Annotated in this window: 14 protein-coding genes; 11 read left to right on the top strand and 3 right to left on the bottom strand. The window is 68.4% G+C overall.

Annotation, left to right across the window (positions count from 1 at the left end; genetic code table 11):
- Window positions 1-34: 34 nt before the first annotated feature.
- A complete protein-coding gene (locus tag J3486_RS30685) occupies window positions 35-3,871 on the bottom strand; it encodes a GH92 family glycosyl hydrolase (protein ID WP_207826143.1) in 3,837 nt (1,278 codons plus the stop codon).
- Between the two features lie 618 nt (window positions 3,872-4,489).
- Between J3486_RS30685 and ngcE the strand changes: the two genes are divergently transcribed.
- The 10 genes from ngcE to J3486_RS30635 all read left to right on the top strand — a co-directional run bounded on the left by ngcE (window position 4,490) and on the right by J3486_RS30635 (window position 18,325).
- Window positions 4,490-5,896, top strand: coding sequence for an N-acetylglucosamine/diacetylchitobiose ABC transporter substrate-binding protein (gene ngcE / locus J3486_RS30680; RefSeq protein WP_207826142.1), 1,407 nt, complete (start codon window positions 4,490-4,492; stop codon window positions 5,894-5,896).
- Between the two features lie 7 nt (window positions 5,897-5,903).
- Complete coding sequence (locus J3486_RS30675) at window positions 5,904-6,965, top strand: carbohydrate ABC transporter permease (protein WP_207826140.1); 1,062 nt, start codon at window positions 5,904-5,906, stop codon at window positions 6,963-6,965.
- Complete coding sequence (locus tag J3486_RS30670) at window positions 6,962-7,870, top strand: carbohydrate ABC transporter permease (RefSeq protein WP_207826138.1); 909 nt, start codon at window positions 6,962-6,964, stop codon at window positions 7,868-7,870. The genes J3486_RS30675 and J3486_RS30670 overlap by 4 nt, the downstream gene beginning before the upstream one ends.
- Window positions 7,871-8,120: 250 nt before the next feature.
- A complete protein-coding gene (locus J3486_RS30665; protein ID WP_207826136.1) occupies window positions 8,121-9,332 on the top strand; it encodes an ROK family transcriptional regulator in 1,212 nt (403 codons plus the stop codon).
- A 121-nt stretch (window positions 9,333-9,453) separates the two neighbouring features.
- Entirely contained in the window at window positions 9,454-10,578 is a 1,125-nt protein-coding gene (locus tag J3486_RS30660) for a sugar ABC transporter substrate-binding protein (RefSeq protein WP_207826134.1), read from the top strand.
- A gap of 237 nt (window positions 10,579-10,815) precedes the next feature.
- Window positions 10,816-11,607: an ATP-binding cassette domain-containing protein gene (locus tag J3486_RS30655; protein ID WP_207826132.1), complete on the top strand. Its 792-nt coding sequence runs from the start codon at window positions 10,816-10,818 to the stop codon at window positions 11,605-11,607.
- Window positions 11,604-12,899 (top strand): sugar ABC transporter permease, encoded by a 1,296-nt coding sequence (locus tag J3486_RS30650; RefSeq protein WP_207826130.1) that lies wholly within the window; start codon window positions 11,604-11,606, stop codon window positions 12,897-12,899. Before J3486_RS30655 ends, J3486_RS30650 begins: the two co-directional genes overlap by 4 nt.
- Window positions 12,900-13,126: 227 nt before the next feature.
- Window positions 13,127-15,055 (top strand): 1-deoxy-D-xylulose-5-phosphate synthase, encoded by a 1,929-nt coding sequence (gene dxs / locus J3486_RS30645; protein WP_207826128.1) that lies wholly within the window; start codon window positions 13,127-13,129, stop codon window positions 15,053-15,055.
- Window positions 15,056-15,258: 203 nt separating this feature from the next.
- Window positions 15,259-16,773, top strand: a complete 1,515-nt coding sequence (locus J3486_RS30640; RefSeq protein WP_207826126.1) for an amino acid permease — start codon at window positions 15,259-15,261, stop codon at window positions 16,771-16,773.
- Window positions 16,774-16,855: 82 nt separating this feature from the next.
- Window positions 16,856-18,325: a glycosyltransferase family 39 protein gene (locus J3486_RS30635; protein WP_207826123.1), complete on the top strand. Its 1,470-nt coding sequence runs from the start codon at window positions 16,856-16,858 to the stop codon at window positions 18,323-18,325.
- 4 nt (window positions 18,326-18,329) lie between these two features.
- Here J3486_RS30635 and J3486_RS30630 read toward each other — a convergent pair whose 3' ends face one another.
- A complete protein-coding gene (locus J3486_RS30630) occupies window positions 18,330-18,680 on the bottom strand; it encodes an NTP pyrophosphohydrolase (RefSeq protein WP_207826121.1) in 351 nt (116 codons plus the stop codon).
- 264 nt (window positions 18,681-18,944) lie between these two features.
- Between J3486_RS30630 and J3486_RS30625 the strand changes: the two genes are divergently transcribed.
- Window positions 18,945-19,985, top strand: coding sequence for a hypothetical protein (locus tag J3486_RS30625; protein ID WP_229378854.1), 1,041 nt, complete (start codon window positions 18,945-18,947; stop codon window positions 19,983-19,985).
- A gap of 34 nt (window positions 19,986-20,019) precedes the next feature.
- Here J3486_RS30625 and J3486_RS30620 read toward each other — a convergent pair whose 3' ends face one another.
- The gene (locus J3486_RS30620; RefSeq protein WP_207826118.1) at window positions 20,020-21,129 is read right to left on the bottom strand and encodes an LCP family protein; all 1,110 of its coding nucleotides are present in this window, start codon (window positions 21,127-21,129) and stop codon (window positions 20,020-20,022) included.
- Between the last annotated feature and the right edge of the window lie 91 nt (window positions 21,130-21,220).

Genomic DNA, 21,220 nt, shown 5'->3' with positions numbered 1-21,220 from the left:
GGCAGCATCCGTTCGGCGCCGGTTGAACCAGTGGCTAGCTCAGCAGCTCCACCTCCGCCACCGTCGCCGCCCCACCGCTGAACACCAGCCGGTAGTGCCGGTGCGACGCCGGCTTCGGCACCGAGAACACCCGGGTCTGCCGGTCCCAGGCGAAGGACTCGCCCGCGCGTTCGTCGACCGTCGACCAGGTCTGCCCGTCGTCGGACGCCTCCAGCTTCCAGCCCGTCGGGGCCTTCGCCTTGTCGTCCGACGTCAGCGTGTACTGCACGGCCTTGGCGCCGTCCGCCCCGACCGGCAGCTCCACCGAGTCCGAACTCGCCGACGTCGCCGAGGAGTTGTCGAACAGCGGACCCGAGCCGGTGATGGCGTCCTTGCGCGGCGAGGGCACCTTGTCGTCCTGCGTGATGGACGTCGGCGCCGCGCCCACGCCCGTACCCCACTTCGACGGCTTCGGGCCCATCTCGAACTCGATGACACCGCCCTTCGCCACGACCGAGTGCGGCAGCGAAGTCTTGGACCACGTACGGCCGTTGACCTTGACCCCCTGCACGTAGATGTTCTTCGCGCTGTTCTTCGGGGCCTTGACCACCAGGTCCTTTCCGCCGTCCATGTGCAGCGTCATCTTCGTGAACTGCGGGGAGCCGATGGCGTATTCACCGCTGCCCATGACCAGCGGGTAGAAGCCGAGCGACGAGAAGAGGTACCAGGCCGACTGCTCACCGTTGTCCTCGTCGCCGTGGTAGCCCTGGCCGATCTCGGAGCCGGTGTAGAGGCGCGAGAGCACCTCGCGGACCTTCTCCTGCGTCTTCCACGGCTGGCCCGCCGCGTCGTACATGTAGGTGACGTGGTGGGCGACCTGGTTCGAGTGGCCGTACATGCCCATCCGGACGTCCCGCGCCTCGGTCATCTCGTGGATGACACCGCCGTAGGAGCCCGCCACGTCCGCCGCGCCCGTCTCCGGCGTCGAGAAGAACGTGTCCAGCTTCTTCGCCAGACCGTCCCGGCCGCCGTACAGGTTCGCCAGACCCCGGCTGTCCTGCACCGCCGTGAACGCGTAGCCCCACGCGTTCGTCTCGGTGTAGTCGTAGCCCCAGATCGCCGGGTTGAAGTCCTGCGACTTCACCCGCCAGTCGCCCTTCGCGTCCTTGCCCTGGAAGAAGCCGGTGCCGGCCGCCTTGTCGTCGAACATGTTGACGTAGTCACGGGCGCGGTTGAGGAAGTACTCCGACTCCTCCTTGTAGTGCTTCTCGCCCGTCTTCTTGTAGAGCGCCTGGCCCATCTGCGCGATGCCGTAGTCGTTGAGGTAGCCCTCAAGAGCCCACGACAGGCCCTCGTGCGTGTCCGTCGAGGTGTAGCCGAGGAAGGGCGAGGTCTCCATGCCCTTGCGGCCCACACCGGACATCGGCGGGACGACGGTCGCGTTCTTCACGGCCGCCTTGTACGCGTCCTCCGCGTCGAAGTCGACGCCCTTCACGTACGCGTCGGCGAACGCCACGTCCGACGACGTGCCCGTCATCAGATCCGCGTAACCGGGCGAGGACCAGCGGGAGATCCAGCCGCCGTCCTTGTACTGCTGCACGAACCCGTCGACCAGCTCACCCGCCTTCTTGGAGGTGAGCAGCGAGTACGCGGGCCAGGTCGTCCGGTACGTGTCCCAGAAGCCGTTGTTCACGTACGGCTTGCCCTCGACGATCTTCGCGCCGGTGTGGGTCGGGGTGTCGGGACCCGGCATCGGCGAGAACGGCGAGGCGTACTTGTACGCGGACTTCCCGTCCTGCGAACGCACCTTCTCGAAGCCGGAGTTGGGGTACAGGTACAGGCGGTACAGCGACGAGTACAGCGTGGTGCGCTGGTCGTCCGTCGCGCCCTCCACCTCCACCTTGTTCATCAGCGCGTCCCACTGGGCCCGTGCCGCGTCGCGCACGTCCGTGAAGGAGCGGGACGCCGGGAGCTCCTGCGCCAGGTTGTCCTTCGCCTGGTCGATGCCGATGAGGGAGGTCGCCAGGCGGAGCGTGACGGTCCTGTCCTTGCCGGCGTCGAAGCTGAAGTACCCCTTCACGCCCGAGGAGTCGGCCGCCTTCACCGGCTTGTCGAAGACGCCGTAGACGAACAGCCGTGTCGCGCCCGCCGACAGGCCCGACTTCACGTCGGAGTAGCCGGTGACGATCCCGCTGTCCTTGTCGAGCGTGAGACCGCCCTGCTCGGAGACGTTGTCGAAGACCACGCTCGCGTCGTCACCGGGATAGGTGAAGCGCAGCGCCGCCGCGTGGTCGGTCGGCGTCATCTCGGCCCGTACGCCGTTCTCGAACTTCACGCCGTAGTAGTACGGGCGCGCCGTCTCGTTCTCGTGCCTGAACGGCAGCGCGCGGCCCGAGCGCGACGTGTCCACCGCGGAGCCGGACGTGGCGCTCGGCATCATCTGGAACGTCTGCCGGTCGCCCATCCACGGGCTCGGCTCGTGGCTCGCGGCCAGCGCCTCCATCGTGGGCAGGTTGTCCGCGTTGTTGTCGCGCGCGTAGTCGTACAGCCAGCTCAGCGAGCCCGCGTTGGTCACCGGCGTCCAGAAGTTGAACCCGTGCGGCACGGCCGTCGCCGGGAACGTGTTGCCGCGCGAGAACCCGCCGCTGGAGTTCGTGCCGCGCACGGTCGAGGCGTAGTCGCTGAGGTGGGCCTTGGGCGGCGCGCTCCGCACCTGCCCGACGCTGATGTCGTCGAGCCAGCCGCGGAACTTCGCCGGGCCCTTCGGGGAGTCGTACGCCACGAGGATCCGGTCGATCGTCCGGCCGGCCGCGACCGACCCGATCGACGACTTCACCGCGTTCCACTGGTTCACGTACAGCCGCTTGGCGGCGCCCTGGCCCTGCGGCGTCAACAGCCCGCCGTTGGAGTCGACCGCCTTCAGGTCGCTCAGGTACGTGCCGTCGGTGAAGGCGAGGTCGACCGAGACGTTCGTCGCGTCGTAGTCGCGGTCGCCGTCCGCCATCTGCGGGAAGATCTTGTACGACAGCTCGGTGTTCCGCTTCACCGCCACGTCGACGTCGAAGACCTTGTTGTACGAGTACGCGCGGCCGTCCGCCTTGTGCGTGCCCGCGTACCGCAGGGCGCGCACCCCGGTGAAGCCCGCGCCCGCCTTGGCCGTCGGTGAGCCGCCCGGGCCCTTGTCGACGAGCGACAGCATGTCCTCGGGGGCCGGAGCCTGGTCGTCGCCCGTCGACAGCTGCAGATCGGCCAGCTGGGTCGCGTCGCCCGCACCGTTGTTCTTCGTGAACTCGATGCGGAAGTGGGCGTACTCGGCCGGGCTCTGAAGGTCGTACGTCTTGGTCTGGAACCGCTGCCCGAAGCTTTCCCCGGTACGGGTGTCGAGAGTGGTCCAGTCCTTTCCGTCGGTCGAACCCTTGAGGACCCAGTCCTTCGGATCGCGCTCGTCGTGGTCGTTGGCCGACGTGAGCGCGTACTTCTCGATCTTCTGCGGGGAGTCGAGGTCGAACTCCACCCAGGCGGTCGGCGTGAAGGCCAGCCACTTCGTGGTCGACTCACCGTCGACGAGGTTCGTCGCCACCTCGCCGCCGCCGCTGTTCTCGCCGCTGGCGCGGACGTCGGTGACATGCCCGTTCACATTGCCCGGGACGCCACCGGTGTATCCACCGTCGACACCGGATGAGCGTTTGCTGCCGTCCGGGGCGGTGTCGACCGTGTTCAGCCAGTCGGGGACGGGTTGCCCCGCTTCGAAGGAGGAGCTGAACTCCGTCGCCGCCCGCGGCGCTTGCGGCTCCGCGGCGACGGCGGCACCCTGGCCGGCCGCCGCGAGCACCAGGGCGGCGGCGCCCAGGGCCGCCGTGGCGCCGAGTCTGTGTCGTGATCTTCCCCGCATGAACCGATGACCTCCGGCATTGAGACAACGTTGTCAATTCGATGCGCAAGGTCCAGTAGGGCGTCAAGTGGTCATTGGTGTCAAGGGTGTTGAAGGCTGTTACAGCGTGTTGCGGAGGCGGCTTGTCTACACCCTTTGTACGCAAGGAAGTTGGGAAGATCCACGAATCCCCTGGTGTGGCTTATTTCCGGGAGGTCTCAACTCGGAAAAGACCGATGTCCAAACCTGCATTCGATCTTGCCCAGTTCACAGGGAGTGGACTATACCTGTCGGCGTCTGGGGACGGGGGGAACCGTCGGGGGCGTTCACCGCCCCGAACTGCACGTTCTCTTCCGCGATCCCGGAATCTTCAGCTCCACCCAGCTCTACCCAGCTCCACCTGCGTTTCCCCCCTCACAGGGGCACGACACAGCACGTCACCGCGGTGCCGGGGAGGATCCGGTTCACCGCCTGAGTCCTGGAGAAGGCGAGGACTTGAGCATGGGATCCACACCCGGCGCGGGCCATTTCCGACATCACTCGGCTGATCACCCTCGGTACCGCTGAGCGGTACCGAGACGACGGCGAGAACGAACAAGCACACCCGTAAAGATCCAATCGATCAGTGAGGATGCAGAGATGACCATTCGTGCCGGCTCTCTCGACAGGCGGACGCTCCTGCGCGGGGCGATCGCGACCGCGGCCATGGGGTCGTTCGCCGTCGCCTGCAGCTCCCCGTCCGACAGCGGCAACAGCGACAAGGGCTCGAAGGGCAAGACGAGCGCCAAGAACCCCTTCGGCGTCGCCGCGAACTCCAAGGTCGACGCGGCCATCTTCAACGGCGGCTACGGCGTCGACTACGTGACGTTCGCCGGCAAGATCGCCAAGGAGAAGAGCAGCGGTCTCGACGTCAAGGTCAAGCCGGTCGTCGACATCGCCCCGGAGCTCCAGCCCCGCTTCGTCGGCGGCAACCCGCCGGACCTCATCGACAACTCAGGCGAGGACCAGATCGGCTTCCTCGGCATCCTCGACCAGCTCGAGGAGCTCGACGACGTCCTCGAGGCGAACAACTACGAGGGCAAGAAGATCGCCGACACGATCTACCCCGGCGTCAAGGGCCCCGGCACGTTCAAGGACAAGTTCGTCGGGCTGAACTACGTGATGACCGTCTACGGCGTCTGGTACTCGAAGACCCTGTTCGAGGCGAACGGCTGGACCCCGCCGAAGACGTGGGACGAGGCGCTCGACCTCGGCCAGGCGGCGAAGAAGAAGGGCAAGTACCTCTTCGTCCACGGCAAGGAGGCGGCGACCTACTACCGCACGCTGCTGATCGACTCGGCGATCAAGGAGGGCGGCGACGAGGTCCGGCTCGCGCTGGAGAACCTGGAGAAGGGCTGCTGGTCGCACCCGGCCATCCAGGGCGTGATCAAGGTCATGGAGACCATGGTCAAGGACAAGATGTTCGTCCCCGGCGGCTCCGGCACCCAGTTCCAGAAGGCCCAGGCGATCTGGAGCAACGACCAGAAGGCGCTGCTCTACCCGTCCGGTGGCTGGATCGAGAACGAGATGAAGAAGGCCACCAAGGCCGACTTCCAGATGACCGGTTTCCCGTCGATGACGCTCACCGACAAGCCGAAGCTGCCCTACGAGGCGATTCGCGCGGCCGCCGGCGAGCCGTTCATCGTCCCCAAGAAGGGCAAGAACCCGGCCGGCGGCAAGGAAGTGCTGCGGGCGATGCTGTCCAAGGACGCGGCCGCCAACTTCTCCAAGACGAAGCTGGCCCCGACGATCGTCAAGGGCACCGTGCCCGCCGACGGTTACGGCTCGTCCGCCCTCGTCTCGCAGACGAAGATGCTGGAGGCCGCGGGCACCAACATCTTCACCTACAACTTCGTCGAGGCCTACGGGATGAACACGGACCAGCTGGTTCCGTTCAACTCGTTCCTCTCCGGCGACATCGACGGCAAGGGCCTCACCTCGGCCCTCCAGAAGATCTCCGACAAGGTCAGGGAAGACGACTCCGTCGACAAGATCAAGGTCAGCTAGCACTGCGATGAAAGACAAGACCACCATCTCCGACACCGCGAGCAGCCGGCCCGTGCCGGCCGCTCGCGGCGGGCGGCCCCGGCGCCGCAAGCTCACGTTCGACCGGGTGACGTTCTTTCTCGCGTTCCTCGGTCTCCCGGTCGCCATCTTCGTGATCTTCGTCCTGTACCCCTTCGCCCAGGCGATCTTCTGGGCGATGACCAACTGGCGCGGTTTCAGCCCGGATTACGACTTCGTCGGCCTCGACAACTTCGTCAAGATGTTCCAGGACGATGTCTTCCTGAAGGCGCTGCGCAATGTCGCCCTGCTGGCGGCCTTCGTGCCGCTGGTGACGCTGACGCTCGCTCTCGGGGTCGCGGTGGCCATCACCCTGGGCGGGCCCAGCAAGGGCCCCGTCCGGGGGATCAAGGGCGCATCGTTCTACCGGATCGTCTCGTTCTTCCCCTACGTCGTGCCGGCGATCATCGTCGGCCTGATCTGGGCGCAGATGTACGACCCGAACGCCGGCCTGGTCAACGGCATCCTCAGCGGGCTCGGCCTGGACGGCTTCAAGGAGTTCGCCTGGCTGGGCGAACAGGCGACGGCGATGCCGGCCCTGATGTTCGTCATCGTCTGGGGGCTCGTCGGGTTCTACGCGGTGCTCTTCATCGCCGCGATCAAGGGCGTTCCCGCCGAGCTGTACGAGGCGGCCAGGATCGACGGAGCCGGCCGGTTCCGGATGACGATCTCGGTCACGCTGCCGGCGATCCGGGACAGTGTGCAGACCGCGTACATCTACCTGGGCATCGCCGCGCTGGACGCGTTCGTCTACGTACAGGCCATGCTGCCGGGCGGTGGGCCGAACAACTCGACCCTCACGATCAGCCAGCGGCTGTTCAACATCGCTTTCGCCAAGCAGCAGTTCGGCCTCGCCACCGCGATGGGCGTCGTCCTCGCCGTCGTCACCCTGGTGTTCGCGGCGCTGGTGTTCGCCATCAACCGGCTGACCGGCGGGGGCGAGAGCGACGGCGGTAAGCAAGCGCGTGGGTCGAAGGCTCGGCGTGCCGGAGCCAAGGGAGGTGCCCAGTGAGCGCCATAGCCGCCGACCGGAAGCAGGCGCGTGACCAGAAGCGGGCGAGCGACCAGAAGCTGACGAAAGCCGTCGCGGGCAGCGACCGCAGGTTCGCGGTGATCGCGCACGGCCTGCTGATCCTCTGGTCCGTGATCGTGATCCTGCCCATGCTGTGGGTGCTGGTGTCGTCGTTCAAGACGACCAAGGAGATCCTGTCGTCGCCGTTCGCGCTGCCGAAGCACTGGCAGTTCGACAACTACTCGCGCGCCTGGAGCGACGCGAGCATCGGGAAGTACTTCCTGAACTCGGTGATCGTGGTCGTCTGCGCACTGGTCCTGGTGATGCTGCTGGGCGCGATGTGCGCGTACGTCCTGGCCCGGTTCCAGTTCCCGGGACGCCGGCTGATCTACTACGTCATGCTCGCGGGGCTGACCTTCCCGGTCTTCCTGGCGATCGTGCCGCTCTTCTTCCAGCTGCAGAACTTCGGGCTGCTGAACACACGGCCGGGGCTGATCCTCACCTACGTCGCGTTCGCGCTGCCGTTCACGATGTTCTTCCTCTACGCGTTCTTCCGCTCCCTGCCGCACGACGTGTACGAGGCCGCGCTGATCGACGGCGCCGGGGACTGGCGGGCCTTCTTCCAGGTGATGCTGCCGATGGCGCGGCCGGGCATGGCGGCGGTGGCGATCTTCAACTTCCTGGGTCTGTGGAACCAGTTCCTGCTGCCGGTGGCGCTCAACACCGACCAGAACAAGTGGGTGCTGACCCAGGGGATGGCCGCCTACGCGTCCTCGCAGGCCTACGGCATCGACTACGGCGCGCTCTTCGCGGCGATCGTGGTCACGGTGGTCCCGGTCCTGGTCGTCTACATCATCTTCCAGCGCCGCATCGCCGGTTCGGTGTCGCAGGGCACCTTCCGCTGACGCAACCGCTGCCTTCACCCGTTGTGCACAGGGGTCCGGCCCCGGAGAGACATCATCTCCGGGGCCGGACCCCTGTGCGTCCCTGTGCGTACCTGCGGTACGCACAGATGAGCGGGGCCGGACACAGCCTGGAACCGATTTCTGTCAAGGGCTTGACGCCACTGGCCGATTCAGCGGAGCTTGGAGTTCATAACTTGTACAAGGTTCGGTCACCCAGTGTGACGCGGGCCAGGGATGAGGGTGAGAGTCAATGGAGACTCCGGGGTCGCAGTCGTCTCTGCACCGGGCCAATCTGGAGCGGGTCGTACGTGCCGTGCGCCTCGCCGGGTCGCTCACGCAGGCGGAGATCGCGAGGACGACGGGCCTGTCCGCAGCGACGGTCTCCAACATCGTCCGGGAGCTCAAGGACGGGGGAACGGTCGAGGTCACGCCCACCTCGGCCGGGGGACGCAGGGCCCGCAGCGTCTCGCTCAGCGGGGACGCCGGCATCGTCATCGGGGTCGACTTCGGCCACACGCACCTGCGCGTGGCGATCGGCAATCTGGCCCACCAGGTGCTCGCCGAGGAATCCGAGCCGCTGGACGTGGACGCGTCCGCCGCGCAGGGCTTCGACCGGGCCGAGGAGCTGGTCGAGCGGCTGATCGCGGCGACCGGCGTGGACCGTACGAAGGTCGCGGGCGTCGGGCTCGGCGTCCCGGGCCCCATCGACGTGGAGAGCGGCACGCTGGGCTCCACGTCGATCCTGCCGGGCTGGACGGGCACCAAGCCCGCGGAGGAGCTCAGCAGGCGCCTGGGTGTCCCCGTGCACGTCGACAACGACGCCAACCTGGGCGCGCTCGGCGAGCTGGTCTGGGGGAGCGGGCGCGGCGTCAAGGACCTCGCCTACATCAAGGTCGCGAGCGGCGTCGGCTCCGGGCTCGTGATCGAGGGCAAGATCTACCGCGGCCCCGGGGGCACCGCGGGCGAGATCGGGCACATCACGCTGGACGAGTCGGGCCCGGTCTGCCGCTGCGGCAACCGCGGCTGCCTGGAGACGTTCACGGCGGCCCGCTACGTGCTGCCGCTGCTCCAGTCGAGCCATGGGACGGATCTGACCATGGAGGGCGTCGTCCGGCTCGCCCGTGACGGCGACCCCGGATGCCGTCGGGTGATCGCCGACGTCGGCCGGCACATCGGCTCCGGCGTCGCGAACCTCTGCAATCTGCTCAACCCCAGCCGGGTGGTCCTCGGCGGCGATCTGGCGGAGGCCGGTGAGCTGGTCCTGGGGCCCATCAGAGAGTCCGTGAGCCGCTACGCGATCCCCAGCGCCGCCCGCCAACTCTCGGTCCTTCCTGGGGCGTTGGGCGGCCGCGCGGAGGTGCTCGGGGCGCTCGCCCTGGCCCTCAGCGAGATGGGCGATTCGACCCTTTTGGAAGGGATTGGTGGAGGCTCCGTTCCCGCGGCCACACCTGCCTTCACTTAGAGAACGCATGACACCGTTGCCATCTCGTTAAGTATTTACTCCTTGACGCTTGTGTTGCGGCCGAGTTGACTCCCAGCTACCTCGGCCGCAACGACGCGGCCTCGTCAGGGAGGTTTCTGAAGTGAACACGCGTATGCGTCGTGCGGCCTTTGCGTTCTGTGCCACCGCCATGGCGGTCTCGCTCGCCGCTTGCGGCTCCGCCAAGGAGTCCGGTGACAAGGCCGACAGCTCGAAGTCGGCCGGCAAGAAGGGCGACGACATCACCGTCGGCCTGCTGCTCCCGGAGAACCAGACGGCTCGTTACGAGAAGTTCGACAAGCCGATCATCGAGAAGCAGATATCCGACCTCACCAACGGCAAGGGCAAGGTCGAGTACCTCAACGCCAAGCAGGACGCGACCCTTCAGTCGCAGCAGATCGACACGATGATCACCAAGAAGGTCGACGTGCTGATCCTGGACGCGGTCGACTTCAAGGCCGTCGCCTCCGGCGTCAAGAAGGCCAAGGAAGCCGGCATCCCGGTCGTCGCCTACGACCGCCTGGCCGAGGGCCCGATCGCCGCCTACACCTCGTTCGACAACACCGAGGTCGGCAAGACGCAGGGCAAGGCGCTCCTGGAGGCGCTGGGCGACAAGGCCAAGTCCGGCAAGATCGTCATGATGAACGGCTCCGTCACCGACCCGAACGCCAAGCAGTTCAAGGACGGCGCGCACTCCGTCCTCGACGGCAAGGTGAACATCGGCAAGGAGTACGACACCAAGGAGTGGAAGCCGGAGAACGCCAACGCCAACATGGACGCGGCGATCTCGTCGATCGGCAAGGACAAGATCGTCGGCGTCTACTCGGCGAACGACGGCATGGCCGGCGGTATCATCCAGGCCCTCAAGTCCGCGGGTGTCTCCAAGCTTCCCCCGGTCACCGGCCAGGACGCCGAGCTCGCGGGCGTGCAGCGCATCCTCGCGGGTGAGCAGTACATGTCGGTCTTCAAGTCGTACCCGCAGGAGGCCGAGACCGTCGCCAAGATGGCCGTCTCGATCGCCAAGACGGGCAACCTCGACTCCGCCGGTCTGACCACCAGCACCGTCGACAGCGGCACCGAGAAGGCCGTCCCGTCGGTCATCGTCCCGGTCGTCTCGCTGACCAAGGCCAACGTCAAGGACACGGTCGTCAAGGAGGGGTACTACACCCTCGACGAGATCTGCACCGCCAAGTACAAGAGCGCGTGCGAGAAGGCCGGTCTCAAGTAGTCACCGGCTGACACCCGGTACTGCCCCGGCAGTTCCCAGGAGTCGCCTTCCGGGCAACTCCCCTTGTCCTTCACGGGACTTGGCGCTCTCATCGGTGTAGCGCACCCGTGTCGAGCACGTCCGGTGCCCTGCCGCCATCAGCCCCGCAAGCTCAACGGCGGGGCGCCGGACGGAACAACCCCCCTCATTCTTCTTGGTTCAACCTCCCGCCGGGTCAGGCCTTTGGCGGCGAAGGAGATGGTTCACGTGTCCGCTACGCCCGTGTTGGCGTTGCGCGGGGTCTCCAAGCGATTCGGTGCCGTCCAGGCGCTCACCGACGTAGAGCTTGAGGTCCACGCCGGAGAGGTGGTCGCCCTCGTCGGCGACAACGGCGCCGGAAAGTCCACCCTTGTCAAGACGATCGCGGGTGTGCACCCCATCGATGACGGCGTCATCGAGTGGGACGGCAAGCCGGTCGCGGTCAACAAGCCGCACGATGCCCAGGAGCTGGGCATCGCGACCGTCTACCAGGACCTCGCCCTGTGCGACAACATCGACGTGGTCGGCAACCTCTTCCTGGGCCGTGAGCTCAAGAGGATGGGCGTGCTCGACGAGGTCGAGATGGAGCGCCGCTCGCGCGAACTGCTCCAGACCCTGTCGATCCGCATCCCCAGCGTGCGCATCCCGATCGCCTCGCTCTCCGGCGGCCAGCGCCAGGTCGTGGCCATCGCCCGGTCCATGCTCGGCGAGCCCAAGCTGGTCATCCTCGACGAGCCGACCGCGGCCCTCGGCGTCGAGCAGACCGCGCAGGTCCTCGACCTCGTCGAGCGGCTGCGCGAGCGCGGTCTCGCGGTCATCCTCATCAGCCACAACATGGCCGATGTGAAGGCCGTCGCCGACAAGGTCGCCGTGCTCCGGCTCGGCCGCAACAACGGCGTGTTCGAGGTCAAGACGACCTCGCAGGAAGAAATCATCTCCGCCATCACCGGTGCCACGGACAACGCCGTGACCCGTCGTGCGGCGCGCACCACCGCGGAGGCTCAGAAGTGAGCATCGACAAGACAGACAACGCTCAGGCCGACACCCCCGTCGAGACGCCCGCCCCCGCGGCCGGCGCCTCCGTGGCCGAGGTCGACCCCCGGCTGCTCGTCCGCGAGCAGGGCTTCGCCGGCTACATATCCGAGTTCAAGCGCAAGATCAAGGGTGGCGACCTCGGTGCCATCCCGGTCGTCATCGGCCTGATCGTCATCTGCGCGATCTTCCAGAGCCTGAACTCGGCCTTCCTGGGCGCGGAGAACCTCAACAACATCTTCGTCGCCATGGTGGCCACCGGCATGATGTCGGTCGGCATCATCTTCGTGCTGCTGCTCGGTGAGATCGACCTGTCGGTCGGCTCCGTCTCCGGTGTCTCCTCGGCGATCACCGCGGTGCTCAGCGTCACGCACGGCATGAACGAGTGGCTCGCCGTGCTCATCTCGCTCCTCGCGGGCGCCGCCATCGGAGCCCTGCACGGCTTCTTCTTCGCCAAGGTCGGCGCCCCCGCGTTCGCCGTCACCCTGGCGGGCCTGCTGTTCTGGCTCGGCTTCATGCTCCAGATCCTGGGCTCGAACGGCACGATCAACATCGACGGCGACGGTGTCGTCGGCCACCTCACGGGCTACTACTTCTCCGACGTCGCCGCGGCCTACGGCCTCGCGGTCGTCGCGGTCGCCGCCTACTTCGTGCCGACCTTCCTCGGCAACCGCCGCCGCGCCGCCGCGGGCATCCCCTCCCGGCCGCTCAGCGACATCCTCGTGCGCACGGTCCTGCTCGCGATCGGCGTCTTCGGCGTCGCCGCGATCTTCAACCAGTACAAGGGCCTGCCGCTGGCGACGCTCCTCTTCGCGATCGTCCTGGTCGGCACCGACTTCCTGCTGCGCCGCACCTCGTACGGCCGCAAGGTCTTCGCGCTCGGCGGCAGCGTCGAGGCGTCCCGCCGTGCCGGTATCAACGTCACGGCGATCCGGATCTCGGTCTTCGCGATCTCCGGTCTGTTCGCGGCGGTCGGCGGTCTGTTCTGGGCCTCCAAGATCGCGGCGGCCAACCAGGGCGCCGGTACCGGCGACCTGCTGATGAACGTCATCGCCGCGGCCGTCATCGGCGGCACCAGCCTCTTCGGTGGCCGGGGCCGCACCTGGAACGCGCTGCTCGGTGTGCTGGTCATCACCTCGATCCAGTACGGCCTGGCGCTGGAGGGCATCGAGACGCCGATCCAGTACATGATCACCGGTGGTGTGCTGCTCGCCACGGTCGTCATCGACTCGATCACCCGTAAGACCCAGAAGTCGGCAGGCCGTGCCTGACCCGGCTCTCTGAGCTGACTGTGCCCGGCGTCAAGGGTGACGCCGGGCACAGTCATGCGTGGAACCACCTCACGGGGAACACGCGTTCCTATCCGAAGGGCCGATCGCGTGAACCGGGAACCCCCGGCCCGCCCTCCGCCTTGAACGGCGGAACATTAGACTCGACAGACCCGGCAAGCTCGAACAGCTCAACCAGCTACTCACAGCTCTACTGCAAGGAGGCACGGGTGCCGCTGCTGACCCGCATCACGGGACCGCGCGATCTGGACCGGCTCAGCCAGGAGCAGCTGGACCAGCTGGCAGGAGAGATCCGGACCTTCCTCGTCGACGCGGTTTCCAAGACCGGCGGCCACCTCGGCCCGAACCTCGGCGTCGTCGAACTGACGATCGCCCTGCACCGCGTCTTCGAGTCGCCGCAGGACAAGATCCTCTTCGACACCGGTCACCAGTCCTACGTGCACAAGCTGCTCACCGGCCGGCAGGACTTCTCCAAGCTGAAGATGAAGGGCGGCCTGTCCGGCTACCCCTCGCAGGCCGAGTCCGAGCACGACGTCATCGAGAACAGCCACGCCTCCACGGTCCTCGGCTGGGCCGACGGCATCGCGAAGGCCAACGAGCTCAAGCGCCGTGACGACCACGTCGTCGCGGTCATCGGCGACGGCGCGCTGACCGGCGGCATGGCCTGGGAGGCGCTGAACAACATCGCGGCCGCCAAGGACCGCCCGCTGGTGATCGTCGTCAACGACAACGAGCGCTCGTACGCGCCCACCATCGGCGGCCTCGCCAACCACCTGGCGACCCTGCGCACCACCGACGGCTACGAGCGCTTCCTGGCCCGCGGCAAGGACCTCCTGGAGCGCACCCCGGTCGTCGGCAAGCCGCTGTACGAGACGCTGCACGGTGCCAAGAAGGGCCTCAAGGACTTCATCGCCCCGCAGGGCATGTTCGAGGACCTCGGCCTGAAGTACCTCGGCCCCATCGACGGCCACGACATCGAGGCCCTGGAGTCGGCGCTGACCCGCGCCAAGCGCTTCGGCGGCCCGGTGATCGTGCACTGCCTGACCGAGAAGGGCCGCGGCTACCGCCCGGCCCTGGAGGACGAGGCGGACCGCTTCCACGGCATCGGCCCCATCCACCCCGACACCGGCCTGCCGATCAAGGCCGCGGGCGCCGACTGGACCTCGGTCTTCGGCGAGGAGATGCTCAAGCTCGGCCAGGAGCGCGACGACATCGTCGCCATCACGGCCGCCATGCTGCAGCCGGTCGGCCTCGACAAGTTCGCCAAGGCGTTCCCGGAGCGCGTCTACGACGTCGGCATCGCGGAGCAGCACGGCGCGGTGTCCGCGGCGGGCCTGGCCCACGGCGGCCTGCACCCGGTCTTCGCGGTCTACGCGACGTTCCTCAACCGCGCCTTCGACCAGCTCCTGATGGACGTGGCCCTGCACAAGTGCGGCGTCACCTTCGTCCTGGACCGGGCCGGCGTCACCGGCACCGACGGCGCCTCCCACAACGGCATGTGGGACATGTCGATCCTCCAGGTCGTCCCGGGCGTCCGGATCGCCGCGCCGCGCGACGCCGACCAGGTCCGCGCCCAGCTGCGCGAGGCCGTCCAGGTCGAGGACGCGCCCACGGTCGTCCGCTACTCGAAGGGCGCGGTCGGCCCGGCCGTCGAGGCCGTCGGCAAGGTCGGCGGCATGGACGTACTGCGCGAGCCGGGCAGCGACCGGCCCGATGTCCTCCTGGTGTCGGTCGGCGCCCTCGCCCCGATGTGCCTGGAGATCGCCGACCTGCTCGACAAGCAGGGCATCACCACGACCGTCGTCGACCCGCGCTGGGTCAAGCCGGTCGACGAGGCGATGGCCCCGCTGGCCGAGCGGCACCGCGTCGTCGTCACCGTCGAGGACAACTCCCGGGTCGGCGGCGTCGGCTCGTCGATCGCGCAGGCCCTGCGCGACGCGGGCGTCGACGTCCCGCTGCGCGACTTCGGCATCCCGCCGCGCTTCCTCGACCACGCCTCCCGCAAGGAGGTCATGGCGGAGATCGGCCTGACCGCACCGGACATCGCCCGCCAGGTCACCGGCCTGGTCTCGAAGCTGGACGGCCGCTACGACCGCGAGGACCGAGCGGACCGCGAGGTCGAGGCGGCGCGCGACTAGGGCCGGTACGGCGGATCGGGCCGCATCCGTGTGGCCCGCGCCCGCGACCGGCTCCGCCGGACAGACACTGGAGGGCACGCAGGGGGTCGGACCCACCCATTGGGTGAGTCCGACCAGCCCCATTGGTGTGAACCTGGGGGACTGACCGGCACGCCGCAGGCTACTCGTCTCGATCATGTCGAGGACGACGAGCCCCAGGAGGTATGCCGGTGACCACCCAGCCAGACACGAGCGAGAAGCGGACCCGCAACGGTCTGCTCCGCACGAAATCCATCGAGCAGTCCATCAAGGACACCGAGGAACCCGAGCACAAGCTCAACAAAACCCTCTCCGCGCTCGATCTCACGGTCTTCGGCGTCGGCGTCGTCATCGGGGCCGGCATCTTCGTCACCACGGGCCAGGTCGCCAAGGAGTACGCCGGCCCCGCCGTCTCCCTGGCCTTCGTCGTCGCCGGTGTCGTCTGTGCCCTCGCGGCCCTGTGCTACGCGGAGTTCGCCTCCACGGTCCCGGTGGCCGGGTCCGCGTACACCTTCTCCTACGCCTCGCTCGGTGAGTTCGTCGCCTGGATCATCGGCTGGGACCTCGTCCTGGAGCTGGCGCTCGGCGCGGCCACGGTCGCCGTCGGCTGGTCGGGATACGCGCAGTCGCTCCTGGACCAGTGGGGCATCCCGCTGCCCACCGTCCTGACCGGCCCGTCCGACGGCAAGTTCGGTTTCAACATCGCCGCCGCGCTGCTGATCCTCGTCATGACCGGCGTCCTGGTCGTCGGCGTCAAGCTGTCCGCGCACGTCACCTCGATCGTCGTCGCGATCAAGGTGATGGTCGTCCTCATCATCATCGCGGTCGGCAGCTTCCACATCGTCGGCGCCAACTACAAGCCCTTCATCCCGCCGCAGAAGGAGCTGACCGGCCAGTCGGGTCTGAGCGCCACACTCCTTGAGGCGATCTTCGGCTACACCCCGTCCGCGTTCGGCGTGATGGGCATCTTCACCGCCGCGGCCATCGTCTTCTTCTCGTACATCGGCTTCGACGTCGTCGCCACGGCCGCCGAGGAGACCCGCAACCCGAGCAAGGACGTGCCGCGCGGCATCATCGGCTCCCTCGCCATCTGCACGGTCCTCTACGTCGCCGTGTCGATCGTCGTCACCGGCATGCAGAAGTACTCGGAGCTCAGCACGGCGGCGCCGCTCGCGGACGCCTTCAAGGCGATCGGCCAGCCGTTCTGGGCGGGCCTGATCAACTTCGGCGCGATCATCGGCCTGATCACCGTCGTGATGATCCTGCTGCTCGGCCAGGGCCGCGTCTTCTTCGCGATGAGCCGCGACGGCCTGCTGCCGCCGGTCTTCAGCCACGTCCACCCGAAGTTCCGCACGCCGTACCGCTCGACGATCATCCTGGGCGTCGCCTCCGCGCTGCTGGCCGGATTCGTCTCCCTGGAGGAGCTCTCCAAGCTGGTCAACATCGGCACGCTCTTCGCCTTCGTCGTGGTCGCCCTCGGCGTGATCATCCTGCGCCGCAGCCGCCCCGACCTGCCCCGCGCCTTCCGCGCCCCGTGGGTCCCCGCGCTGCCCATCGCCTCGGTCGCCGCGTCGGTGTGGCTGATGCTCAACCTCTCCGTGGAGACCTGGCTGCGGTTCCTCGCCTGGATGGTGTTCGGCCTGGTCATCTACTTCGCGTACGGCCGCACGCACAGCAAGCTGGCCCGCAACTCCCGGTAGCCGTCAACCGGTTGATGCGATCTTCACCGGCCCCGTATGTCCCGCTTCAACCGGACATACGGGGCCGGATAGTTTGGCACGCATGCTCATCGAGGCGCCGCAGTCATCACCGTACGTATCCGAAGGCCGCGGCGATGTCCGGCGCCCGACCCCCGTCACCGCCTACTGGCGCGGACTTCTCCCGCTCCTCGCCCTGCTGGCCTGCGTCACCCGCATCCCGTCCTTCACGCACCCCCTGTGGAACCCCGACGAGGGCTATCTCGCCGTCCAGGCACGGATGTTGGCGCACGGCGGAGCGCTCTACGAGACGGTGGTCGACCGCAAACCGCCGCTCGTGCCCTGGCTGTACGAGGCGGTGTTCGCGCTCTTCGGCTCGCAGTCACTGACCCCGCTCAAGGTCTGTGCCGTGGCGGCCCAGTTCGGCACGGCGGCGCTGCTCGCGTCGATCGCGCGACGCCGCTGGGGCGACGCCGCGGGCCGCACCGCGGGCGTCCTGTACCTCCTGATCTCCATCGGCCTCAACCCGGAGGACACCCAGGCCGCGGCCTTCGAGGTGTTCATGCTGCCGTGGACCGCGGCGGCCGTCCGGTGCGCGGACCGCGGCCGCTGGGGGTGGTGCGGGATCGCGGTCGCCGGCGCCTTCCTCACCAAGCAGACCGGGGCGGCGGTGCTCGTGCCCTGCGCCTGGGCGCTGTGGCGGTGCGGGGCGCCGCGCGGGGACGTGCTGCGGTGCGCGGCCGGGGTGGCCGCGCCGGTGCTGGCCGCGGCCTGCGTCACCGACCCGTCGGGCTTCCTGTTCTGGACGGTGACCGGCTCAGGTGCGTACGCGTCCTTCACCGGCTCCGAACTCCACGTTCTCGTAAGGGGGTTGACGAACGCGGCGATCTTGGGCCTGGCCTGCGCGGGCATCGTCCCGCCGGTGCTGCGCGTCCTGCGCCTCGCCCGCACCGGCTGCGCGGAACTGTGGCTGTGGCTGGGCTCGTCGGCGCTCGCGGTGCTGGCCGGCTTCCACTTCTTCGGCCACTACTTCCTCCAACTCACGCCGCCCATCGCGCTGTTGGGTACGGCGGCGCTGGCGATCCTGCCGCGCGAGCGGAGAGTGGACGCGCTGCTGGTGTCGGTGTGCTGCTGCGCCCTGTTCCTGACCTGGGGCCTGCTGGCCCCACGCCCCGAACTGACCCACGCCCAGCGGGTCGCGGCGGCGGTACAGTCCCGCACGCCCCCCGGCACCCCGGTCCTGATCTGGGGCATGCACCCGGAGACGTACTGGCTCTCCGACCGCACCCCGGCGAGCCGCTTCCTGACGGCGGGGCTGCTGACGAATTACAGCGGCGGGCGGGACGGGGGGCGGGTGGGGGAGAGACGGGCGGTGCCGGGAACCTGGCGCACCTTCCGCGCGGAGTTCTCGGCGCGGCCGCCCGCGCTGGTCGTGGACGACTCGCGGGGGGCCGCGTACGGGGTGGAGCGGGTGCGGGGGGTGCGGCGGTTGTTGGGGGCGTACGAGGTGGTGGCGTACGTGGACGGGGCTGTGGTGTACGGCCGGCGAACCTGAGGTGTTACGGGTACACGGTGCGTGGGCCCACGCACCGAGCCCCCACCTCCTCGACTCTCCGGCGCAGCGCACGGTCGGCGGTGACTACCACGCAGGGCGCGGTCGCTGCGGCCGCCACGGCCACGATGTGGTCGTCGCCCTCGCCAGGTGCCTCTTCGATCCTGACTCCGGGCACCGGATCGACACCCCGTGCACGGCCCTCCACGACCAGGACCACATCCTCCTCCGGATGCTGACCGGCGCGGACCGCGAGCCGGTCGCGCAAGCGGACAGCAGCGGAGCGACGGTCGCGCCACCAGCCGTCGGGCACGGAGCCCACGACGTTCGCACCGTCCACCACCAGCAAGATCGACATGGCTTCGCGCTCCTTCCGCTGTCGTGCGCGACTGTGCAGGAACGGTACGCGGCTTTTGGCCGGGCCGCTGTGCCCTGGCCGAGCGAGCTGTGACCAGGGAGGGACGTCATGGGAACGAATGTCCGACGCGCATATGATGGTGCGAGTTTTCTCAGTTCCCTCGCCCGTGTTGCCCGCGACACGGCGGGCTTCAGGAAGGTACACCCGGCCATGCGGAGAAGGTCGCCAGGCCCGGACAGCGCCATCGGCGCAGCGTCGGAGAGCATGACGTCGGGTGCTGCCCACGGTCAGTGGCTCACCCGTGGCAGAGACGGCCGACTCAGCCTGTACGCCCCCACCGAAGGCGGGCTGCTGCGCTGGACGGAGACTGCCGCGGGCGGCCCGTCGTGGAATGGGCCGCACTTCGTCGCCGTGGCCGGCCTCACGCATCTCAGGGTGGTGCAGGGCGCCGATTCCTATGTCCACTTCCTGGGCCGCAGGAAGCGTACCGACGCGAACGGCGTCGTGGGTGTCGACATCGTGCACGCCATCCAGTACCAGACCGGTCTGGCCTTCACCGACTGGCGTTCGCTCGGCAACCCGCACAAGGACAGGAACCAGGGCGCTCATGTCGCCCCGCCGAGCGGTGCGGTGGCCAAGGACGGCACTGTGTACGTCTTCGTGCGCGGCGCGCACGGCGGGCTGATGATGCGCCGCGAAGGCGCGGGCGGCAAGTGGCAGCCCTGGCAGGACCTCCAGGGAATGGGACTCGACCCGCGACCGGCGCCGGTCGCGCTCGACGACGGCCGGATCGAGGTCGTCGCCGCCGCCGAGACCGGAGTGTTCGTTTGGGGCCAGACCCAGGCCGGGGGCGACTTCGCGCAGCCGCGCGGCTTTGCGCTGCGACCCGCGCCGGGCACCGTCACTGCGCTGGAGACCTTCCCCGGGCGGCCGACGTTCTTCTGGACGGATGCCGTGGGCGGAGCCCCGGCGGCCTGGCGGGCCGGCGGCTGGCCGCTGCCGCTGACCGGGGCGGCGGCCGACGGTGGCTACGCGGCGCTGCGGGCGACGGTCGACGGCTATGAATGTGTCGTACTGGCCTGCCGGGACCGGGCCGGCGATGCCGTCGTGGGCCTGGGTGGTCTGGAGAACGAGGCGAACGGATTCTGGTGGTACCCGTTGGAGCAGCCCTGCCTCGGTACCCCCGCGCTCTCGCTCGACGGCCGTGGCCGGGTCGTGGTGGCGCTGATCGGCCCGGACGGCGCCCCGCTCGTGGCCCGGCAGCAGGGGGCGGGGCTGTCGTTGTCCGGGTGGCAGCGGCTGTGACGGCCTCCGGGGCGCGAGCCCCGGAGGAAGTGGATCAACCGCCCGTCGCAGGCGACTTCTTGGCCGATTCGGGGATCGTTTTGTCGGCGCGGAGCGCCTTCCACAGAGTGGACGCCTGCGGTTCGGCAGCCACCACCCGGTTCGGATCGATCTTGTCGTAGGCCACCGGAAGCATGATCGTCTCCATGGTGGCGGGGTCGATGCCGTTCATGCTGCGACCGAAGGAGGCGAGCTTGGTCAGCGACGCGAGCTCGGAGTCGGTGGTGAGCGCGGAGGTCAGCGTGTTGGCGATCTTGTAGGTCTTGGTCGGGCTGCCCAGGAGGTCCTGCTTCTTGATCTCGGAGAGCAGGGCGATCATGAACTTCTGCTGCAGCCCGATCCTGCCGAGGTCGCTGCCGTCCCCGATGCCGTGTCGGGTCCGGACGAACTGCAGCGACTGCGTCCCGTCCAGCTTGTGCGTGCCCGCGGTCAGGTCCAGGCCGCTGGACGAGTCGTGGATGTCCTGGTCGACGGTGATGGTGACGCCGCCTATCGCGTCCACCAGACCCTTGAACCCGGCGAAGTCGATCTCCATGTAGTGGTCCATACGGACCCCCGACATCGCCTCCACCGTCTTGACCACGCAGGCGGGACCGGCGAGCGAGTACACCGAGTTGAACATCACGCGCTTCGCCGATGCGACCGAGGAGCCGTCCGACTTCGTGCACTGGGGCCGGGTGACCAGCGTGTCACGCGGAATGCTGACGGCGACCGCCTTCTTCCGCCCTTCCGGGACGTGGATGACCAGGGCCGTGTCCGAGCGGGCGCCGGCGACCTTGCCGGTGTTCAGGGAGGCATTGGCACCGGCCCGCGAGTCGGATCCGAGTACCAGGATGTTCTGTCCCGAGGTGGGCAGCTTCTCCGGCCGGTCCGTGCCGAGCGCCTTGTCGAGATCGACACCGTCGATGTTGCCGTTGAGGTGTTGGTAGGCCCAGTAGCCGGTGCCGCCCGCGGCCAGCACCACCACGGCGAGGGAGAGCAGGGTCCAGCGTATCCAACGACGCTTGCCGGTTTTGCGTGATGTGCCAGGCCTGTTGCCTCGACGGCCCGACTCGGGGGCCGCTCGATGCGAGCGGCGACGTTCCGGGGTGGTGCTGTGCGCCATCGTGTGGGGTCCTCTCCTCGCGGGCTCCGCGACGACGGAGTGCCTGGGCCCGGGTGGGGGGAGGGCCGGCCCATGAAGTGGGTGTTGGTGC

The sequence above is a fragment of the Streptomyces sp. VRA16 Mangrove soil genome (assembly GCF_017377775.1).
In the GTDB taxonomy this organism is placed as follows: domain Bacteria; phylum Actinomycetota; class Actinomycetes; order Streptomycetales; family Streptomycetaceae; genus Streptomyces.
Note: the sequence above shows the minus strand (reverse complement) of the source record. Positions and strands in the feature narration are given on the sequence as shown.

Bases quoted from the DNA above. Each gene is read 5' to 3' on its own strand.
- J3486_RS30665 (WP_207826136.1), top strand. From the start codon at position 8,121: ATGGAGACTCCGGGGTCGCAGTCGTCTCTGCACCGGGCCAATCTGGAG.
- J3486_RS30640 (WP_207826126.1), top strand. From the start codon at position 15,259: ATGCCGGTGACCACCCAGCCAGACACGAGCGAGAAGCGGACCCGCAAC.
- J3486_RS30620 (WP_207826118.1), bottom strand. From the start codon at position 21,129: ATGGCGCACAGCACCACCCCGGAACGTCGCCGCTCGCATCGAGCGGCC.
- ngcE (WP_207826142.1), top strand. From the start codon at position 4,490: ATGACCATTCGTGCCGGCTCTCTCGACAGGCGGACGCTCCTGCGCGGG.
- J3486_RS30655 (WP_207826132.1), top strand. From the start codon at position 10,816: ATGGTTCACGTGTCCGCTACGCCCGTGTTGGCGTTGCGCGGGGTCTCC.
- J3486_RS30625 (WP_229378854.1), top strand. From the start codon at position 18,945: ATGACGTCGGGTGCTGCCCACGGTCAGTGGCTCACCCGTGGCAGAGAC.
- J3486_RS30685 (WP_207826143.1), bottom strand. From the start codon at position 3,871: ATGCGGGGAAGATCACGACACAGACTCGGCGCCACGGCGGCCCTGGGC.
- J3486_RS30635 (WP_207826123.1), top strand. From the start codon at position 16,856: ATGCTCATCGAGGCGCCGCAGTCATCACCGTACGTATCCGAAGGCCGC.
- J3486_RS30675 (WP_207826140.1), top strand. From the start codon at position 5,904: ATGAAAGACAAGACCACCATCTCCGACACCGCGAGCAGCCGGCCCGTG.
- J3486_RS30630 (WP_207826121.1), bottom strand. From the start codon at position 18,680: ATGTCGATCTTGCTGGTGGTGGACGGTGCGAACGTCGTGGGCTCCGTG.